This window comes from Natronomonas sp. (assembly GCF_046710025.1).
GTDB lineage: Archaea > Halobacteriota > Halobacteria > Halobacteriales > Haloarculaceae > Natronomonas.
In genome coordinates, this window is sequence record NZ_JBKEGK010000125.1 from 1 (window position 1) to 7,396 (window position 7,396).

At 62.1% G+C, this 7,396-nt stretch carries 5 protein-coding genes and 1 pseudogene; 5 read left to right on the forward strand and 1 reads right to left on the reverse strand.

What is annotated here, in order from left to right; translation table 11 throughout:
• Positions 1–94: 94 nt before the first annotated feature.
• Positions 95–277, reverse strand: coding sequence for a hypothetical protein (locus tag ACI944_RS09370; protein ID WP_411718781.1), 183 nt, complete (start codon positions 275–277; stop codon positions 95–97).
• A gap of 185 nt (positions 278–462) precedes the next feature.
• Here ACI944_RS09370 and ACI944_RS09375 point away from each other — a divergent pair, with 185 nt between their 5' ends.
• From ACI944_RS09375 to ACI944_RS09395, 5 genes and pseudogenes are all read left to right on the forward strand, one after another.
• Positions 463–951: an Lrp/AsnC family transcriptional regulator gene (locus tag ACI944_RS09375; RefSeq protein ID WP_411718782.1), complete on the forward strand. Its 489-nt coding sequence runs from the start codon at positions 463–465 to the stop codon at positions 949–951.
• Positions 948–2,096, forward strand: coding sequence for a pyridoxal phosphate-dependent aminotransferase (locus ACI944_RS09380; protein ID WP_411718783.1), 1,149 nt, complete (start codon positions 948–950; stop codon positions 2,094–2,096). Before ACI944_RS09375 ends, ACI944_RS09380 begins: the two co-directional genes overlap by 4 nt.
• A 250-nt stretch (positions 2,097–2,346) precedes the next feature.
• Positions 2,347–4,728, forward strand: a pseudogene (locus ACI944_RS09385) (type II/IV secretion system ATPase subunit); the annotation flags it as partial.
• 20 nt (positions 4,729–4,748) lie between these two features.
• On the forward strand, positions 4,749–6,761 hold the full coding sequence (locus ACI944_RS09390; RefSeq protein ID WP_411718784.1) for a type II secretion system F family protein: 2,013 nt from the start codon (positions 4,749–4,751) through the stop codon (positions 6,759–6,761).
• Entirely contained in the window at positions 6,758–7,282 is a 525-nt protein-coding gene (locus ACI944_RS09395; RefSeq protein ID WP_411718785.1) for a hypothetical protein, read from the forward strand. Before ACI944_RS09390 ends, ACI944_RS09395 begins: the two co-directional genes overlap by 4 nt.
• The last annotated feature ends 114 nt before the right edge of the window (positions 7,283–7,396 follow it).

Here is a 7,396-nt window from a genome sequence, read left to right on the forward strand (position 1 = left end):
TCGGCGTGTCACGGCGGGCGTTCGACACGGGTATATAAGTCGGTTCGGATCGCGTCCGGGGACCGTCAGAGCCGTCGCGGTTCGATGTACCGTATCAGTCGGCGCCGACGGCGACCCGGCCGGCGTCAACCTCGGGCGTGGGAACGGAACCGCCGGCGCGTTGGACGGCCCGGCGGAGGCGGTCCGGGGAGACGCCAGCCTGGTTCGCGGCTGTCGACAGATCCAGCGTTCCACCCTCGTACAGGGTCATCGCGGTCCGCAACGCGTGTTGATGCATATCTCCTCCGACGAGACGGGGCATAATAATAGTATCGAGAGATAAATTGTCAACCCATGACCTTATATGCCTACCCGCATAAAGAATCATTATATTAAGATGAGAGATTATGCCGGCCAACCCGGCAGGGCCTCCGGCCTTCCGCGGCTCGCAACGTTTTAGTTCGCGCTACCGCCTTCTAGTGTATGGAGCACGCCGACGAACTGTTGGAGCTTCTGTGTGAGAACGCCCGGTATTCGACGGCGGATCTCGCCCGATTCACCGGGCTCTCCGAGGCGACCATCGAGGAGACGATTGCCGAACTTGAGGCCGAGGGCATCATTCAGGGGTACACCGCGGTCGTCGACTGGGACGCCGTCAGCGACGACCGGGTGCAGGCCCACGTCGAACTCAACGTAACTCTAGACCGCGAGACGAGCTACCGGGACGTCGCCGAGCGGGTCGCGGGCTTTCGGGAGGTCCAAGGCCTCCGGCTCGTCTCCGGCGACTACGACTTCGCCCTCGAAGTCGAGGGCGAGAACATGCGGGAGGTCTCACGGTTCATCAGCGACAAGGTCGCCCCGATCCCGGAGATCACCCAGACGGTCACCCACTACATCATGGAGACGTACAAACAGGGCGGCCACCGCTTCGACGACGGGGACGACGACGATCGTCTCTCGGTCACCCCATGACGCTGGAACCCTCCGAGCGGGTCGCCGACGTCCCCCCCTCGGGGATCAGACGCTTCTTTGAACTCGCCGAGGAGATGGACGACGTGATCTCGCTCGGCGTCGGCGAGCCGGACTTCTCGGCCCCGTGGTCGGCTCGGGAGGCCGCGATCACCGCGTTGGAGCGTGGACAGACATCCTACACCGCCAACCGCGGCAAACGGAAACTCCGCGAGGCGATCGCCGCCGACGCCCGCCGGTGGAACCTCGAGTACGACCCCGACGACGAAGTCCTCGTCACCGCCGGAGCGAGCGAGGCAATCGACCTCGCCTTCCGCGCGCTGGTCGATCCCGGCGACACCGTCGCCGTCGCTCAGCCGTGTTACGTCTCTTATACTCCTGGTGTCACCTTCTCCGGCGGGGAGGTACTCGACGTGCCGACGCGCGTCGAGGACGAGTTCATACTCACGCCGGAGGCGCTCCGCGCGGCGGGCGCGGAATCGGCCGACCTGCTCGTCTACTGCTACCCGAACAACCCGACGGGGGCGACGATGGACCGATCGGAACTGGCCGAAGTCGCCGCCTTCTGTCGGGAGCACGACGTTGATGTCCTCTCCGACGAGATCTACGCCGACCTCACCTACGAGGGCGAGCACGTTTCAATCGCCGAACTCGACGGGATGCGCGAGCGAACCATCGTGTTCAACGGGTTCTCGAAGGCGTACGCGATGACGGGACTCCGCCTCGGCTACGCGATGGCCCCCGAGGAAGTCATCGCGGCGATGAACAGGGTCCACCAGTACACGATGCTGTCGGCTCCGACGACCGCCCAACACGCGGGTATCGAGGCGCTCCGGAACTGTCGCGAGGACGTCGAGGAGATGCGTTCGCAGTACGACCGTCGCCGGAACTTCGTCCTTTCACGGTTCGAGGAGATGGGAATCGACTGCTTCGAAGCGACCGGCGCCTTCTACGTCTTTCCGGAGTGTCCCGGCGATGACGCCGAGCGGTTCGCCGAGGACCTCCTCGAGGCGGAGTCGGTCGCGATGGTGCCCGGAAGCGCCTTCGGGGCCGGCGCCGAAGGCCACCTCCGGGCGTCGTACGCGACGGGGCTGGAAGAACTCCGGGAAGCGATGGATCGACTCGAGCGGTTCGTCTCGTCGACGTAACGCCCGCGTATTCTTCCGAGTACGGTCAGTAACACGTCTTGTGGTTTCGCGAATCGATTCTGGGGGAACTCTTTTTCAGCGATAGCGCGGAATAACACATATGTCGACCGGTGACTCGGACGGTGGCAACGCCGAGGCGACGCCAGCATCGCCGCCATCCGAGAAGCCCGAACAAGCGGAGGATGACCGCTCCGGGGGCCACGAAGCATCCGGAGATCCCGAAGCCACGTCAAAAACCGACCCTGAACGCAACTCCGGGGGCAACGCCGCGGCCGGTACTGGCGACGATGTCAGCGAAGACGCGCCTGCCGCCGAGATTTCGCCAGCGGAGCTCCGCAGACACCTCGAGGCCGGGAGCGACGCCGCCGCCGCTCTAGATGCCCGTGTCGAGGAACGAACCGTCCGGACCGACCCTGATCTCGACGAGGACGCGTTCTTTTCGAATGACGACGGCACGACGACTGTCGTCACCCGATACGATCTCGAACGGACAGTCCCGCAGGAAAAAAAGAGCCATTTTCAGGAGGTCGATCGGTACTGGGTCAACAAACCCGACACGTTCGTCGTGATCTTTCACTCCGAGAAAGAAAACGAAAACAAGTACTACCTCGTCGAGCCGCACCTCACCCCGTTGGAAACCGACCTTCGGGAGTTTCTCGTCAGAAAACTCAAAACCTCGATCAAATACTCCAACGACGAGGTTGTTATGCAGGAAGGCGAGGACGCCCGCGAGCAGGTCATCGAGACGCAGACGCACGAGTTACTCGATCGATACGACCTCTATGCTGACGGGACGGACTCGGATAACGGCGGGCTACTCGACCCAATCCGGGAGGCGAGCGAGCTGCTCGACCCGGTCCGCGAACGCCTGGGACTCGAAGGCGACGGGAGTCTCAGCGACGACGGTGGCAACGATGTAACTCGGGAGCTTCATGGGATCGCCGCTCGCCCCGAACCCGCCGTTCTGGAGGACGGTTCGAGGACGCTCACCGAACACCAAATCGAGAAGCTGTTTTACTTCCTCAAGCGGGATTTCCTCGGCTTCGAGCGGATCGACGGCATCAAACACGACATCAACGTCGAGGACATCTCCTGTGACGGGTACGATTCGCCCGTCTTCGTGTATCACTCCGAGTACGAACAGATCATCACGAACATCTATCACGGCACCGAAGAACTCGACGAGTTCGTTGTCAAACTCGCCCAGCGCTCCGGAAAAGGAATTTCGAAGCGGAGCCCGCAGGTCGACGCAACACTGCCGGACGGGTCGCGTGCGCAACTGACACTCGGGCGAGAGGTCTCGGATCACGGAACGAACTATACGATTCGGCAGTTCAAGGAGGTCCCGCACACGCCGGTCGACCTGATCAACTGGAACACCTTCTCGCTCGAACAGATGGCGTTCCTGTGGCTCAGCATCGAGAATCAGAAATCGCTCGTCTTCGCCGGCGGGACGGCCTCGGGAAAGACAACCTCGCTGAACGCCGTTTCGCTTTTTATTCCGAGCAAGGCGAAGATCGTCTCTATCGAAGACACCCGCGAGGTTGAGTTGCCACAGCGGAACTGGATCGCGAGCGTCACGAGGCCCTCGTTCGGCGACGACGACAAAGGGGATGTCGACGAGTTCGACCTGTTGGAAGCCGCCCTCCGACAGCGCCCCGAATACATCGTCATGGGCGAGATCCGTGGCGAGGAGGGCCGAACGCTGTTCCAAGTTATGTCGACCGGTCACACGACACTAACGACGTTCCACGCGGATTCCGTCGGAGAGGTTATAAAACGGTTCACGACCGATCCGATCAACGTCTCGAAGACAATGTTCACGGCGCTGGATCTTGTCTCGGTCCAGAGCCAGACCCGAATCAGGGGCGATAAGGTTCGACGAACGAAATCGATCACGGAGATCAACCACTACGATCCCGAGAACGACGAGATCAACGTCAAGGACGTATACCAGTGGCAGGCCCAAAGCGACTCGTTCCTCAGCATGGGTGATTCGAGTACGCTTGACACCATCGCCTTCGATCGGGGGTGGTCACAGGCGGAACTCGACGAGGAGATCTTCCAGCACGAAATTGTGCTCGCGTACCTGATACACGAGGGACTCAGTACGTACACGCAGGTCGCGGCGACGCTACAGGCGTTCATCAACGATCCGGAGACGATTCTCACGCTCATCGCGAGAGGGCATCTCGAACGATCTCTCGAGGATCTCAGGGAAATGGAATCCGTCGAAATCGACATCGATCCCGAAAAGGAGGCGATGGTCCCGCGCCCCGAGGCGAGCGACGAGATGCTCGAAAAGACAGCGGACATACTCGAAGAGGCCGAACCGCTCCTCGATGAGTACCGCAGCGGCGAGATTGCGAACGGAGTCGTCGACGCGCTCGACATCGAGGCCGTCGACGATGTCGAGGTGCTCGGCCCACAACAGGAGGGTACCTCCGGGGCGATCGATGCCGCCGGCATCGACTTCGACCCGACCGATGGAAACGCGAGCGCGGTCGACTCGGACGACGCAGCGACGACCGATGGCGGACGCGGGACGGGACAGTCAGACACCGCTGGCCCGGGAACGTCGGCGGAGTCGGAGTCTGCGGATCAGCCCTCTGCCGACGATTACGACTTCGATGACGGAGACGACTGGGCGTCATGAGCGTCCGATCTGCCCCCGCAAAGTCGGGGACTGACGCGCTTGCGGACGTGTTCTACCCGCTGTACCAGCGGCTCTTCGACGAGAACAGCGACTTTGTCGGTGACCTCGAGCGCAAACTGGCCGAGGCGCGGATCCCACGGACGGTCGAATTCTACCTCTCGATATCGCTCGCCCTCGGCGTTTTCGTCGGGGGGGCGCTCTGGGCGGTCGGGACCGTCCTCGGATGGGCGCTCGTTACCTTCATTATCACCGACCCGCCGCTACTGCTCGGGTTGCCGCTCCCCGAACCGTACCTTTCGACGGTAAACGCGCTGAAACTTCCGTTTTTGATCTTCTCCTCGGGGATCCTCTTCGGCGCGTTGGGGTTCGGGGCGGGATTCGGCGGGATGGTCGCCAGGCCCTACCTGACCGCGGACGCCCGCAAGCGGGAAATCAACGTGTTGCTTTCCGATTCGGTCTCGTTCATGTACGCGCTGTCCGTCGGCGGCCTCAACCAACTCGAGATCCTCGAGGCGATGGCTCGGGCCGACGACACCTACGGCGAGGTCGCAAAGGAGTTCCAGTCGATCGTCCTCGAGACGGAGTACTTCGACACCGATTACCGGACTGCAGTGCGGAACCAGGCGCTGCAGACCCCCTCCGAGGATCTCAGCCAGTTTCTCACCGATATGCTCTCGATAATCAACTCGGGGGGCGACATGGAGCGGTTCCTCGAGGATCAAAAAGAAAAGCAGATGCGGACCTCGCGGCAGGAACAGGAGACGGTACTCGAGACGCTCGAACTGTTCGGGGAGATGTACATGACACTCTCTCTGTTCCCGCTGCTTTTGATCATCATTCTGGTCATCATGTCGATGCTCGGGGAGGCGCAGAGCTCGCTTCTGTACGGAACGGTTTACGGACTGATCCCGCTTTTGGGCATCGGCTTCCTCGTGCTCGTTTCCACGGTCGTCCCCGACGAGATCGGCGACGGCTACTTGCGGACTGAGGACGGGACGGCGGAAGATTCGAAAGGGATGTTCGCACTCGGAGTAGCTGGCGCCTATGCGGGGCGCTATCCGGTTTTCGATCGGATCAAGTCCCGAGAGGGTACACACATGACGCTGTCGATCCTCCGGAAACCGCACCATTTCTTCCGGGAATACCCGCTGTCGACGCTTGCGATCACTGTGCCGGTGTCGGCCGTGTTGGTCGTGACTGCCGTCCGGTCGGGAATCGCGCCAACGGCGCTGGAACCGATGATGGCCGCGCCGATCAGGGGGACGTTCATTTGGGTGTACGTGCCGTTGTATCTCACGCTCATCCCGCTGACGGTGTTCCACGAGTGGAACGTCCGCTCACGGCGGGCGATCACGAACAATCTCTCCGACAACCTCCGGAAACTCTCAAGTGCGAACGACACCGGCATGACGCTGCTTGAGTCGCTGAAAGTCGTTGCGGACACGTCTTCGGGGCGTCTCGCAAACGAATTCCGGGTGATGTACGCGAAGGTGAACTACGGGACGAGCCTTCGAACCGCTCTCCGGGAGTTCAACAACGCGTACCACATCCCGCGGCTCGCCCGGACAGTCAAACTCATTTCGAAGGCCCAGGAGGCGTCGAGTCAGATCACACAGGTGCTCTCGACGGCTGCGCAGGCCTCCGAAAATCAGGACGACATCGAGCGCGACCGGAAGTCAAAAACCCGGATGCAGATGGTCATCATCATCATGACGTACATCACCTTGCTCGGCGTGATGGCGCTTCTGAAGGTCGAATTCCTCGATACGATGGCCGGTCTCGTCGATCAGGCCGGATCGGGCGGCGGCGGGGGTCCGGGCGCCGGCGGCGGGTTCGGTGGCGGCCTCAACATCGACGAGTTGACCATGCTGTTCTTCCACGCCGTAACGCTCCAGGGGATCATCTCCGGAGTCATCGCCGGATACATCCGCGAGGTCAGCGTGCTCGCGAGCCTGAAATTCGTCGTTGTCCTGCCGACGCTCGCGCTGGTGGTGTTCATGTTCGTATGATCGAACGCGAACCGGATCGGACCGTCCGCGATCGCGACCGCGGCCAGACGATGCTCGATTTCGCCGTCGCGATGGGCGTCTTCCTCGTGACCGTGCTGTTCGTCCTCGCCTACGCGCCGACGATGTTCGATCCCTTCGCGGGCGGGTCCGGAACGAAACTCGTCGTCGCCGACCGGGCCGCAACGACGCTCTCGGCCGACGTGTTGGCCGCTTCGACGGCCGAACCGGGGGTTCTGTCGGCCAGCTGTTTGATAGCGTTCTTCGGTGGCGGCGACGACAAGTGCTCCACGGGGGAATATCTCGACAGTAACGATATCCCTGCAGTCACGAACAGAAACTACAACGTCACCATTCACGATCTCAACGCCTCGGTCGACACCCCAGCAACGCCCCTCGATGAGCCGGACGATATCGAGTTGACCAAATCGAACTCCGGGTCGGTCCCAACCGACGTCGCCGTGGCGACACGGACCGTCTCGATAGAGGGCGACCCGTACCGGCTGACGGTGAGGGTGTGGTAGTATGCGCGGGCAGGCCCACACCGTCGAGGCGTTCGCAGCCGCCGTGTTGGTAGTCAGCGGGCTAGTCTTCGCCACGCAGGCGGCTGCCGTCACGCCGCTGTCGGCGAGCACCTC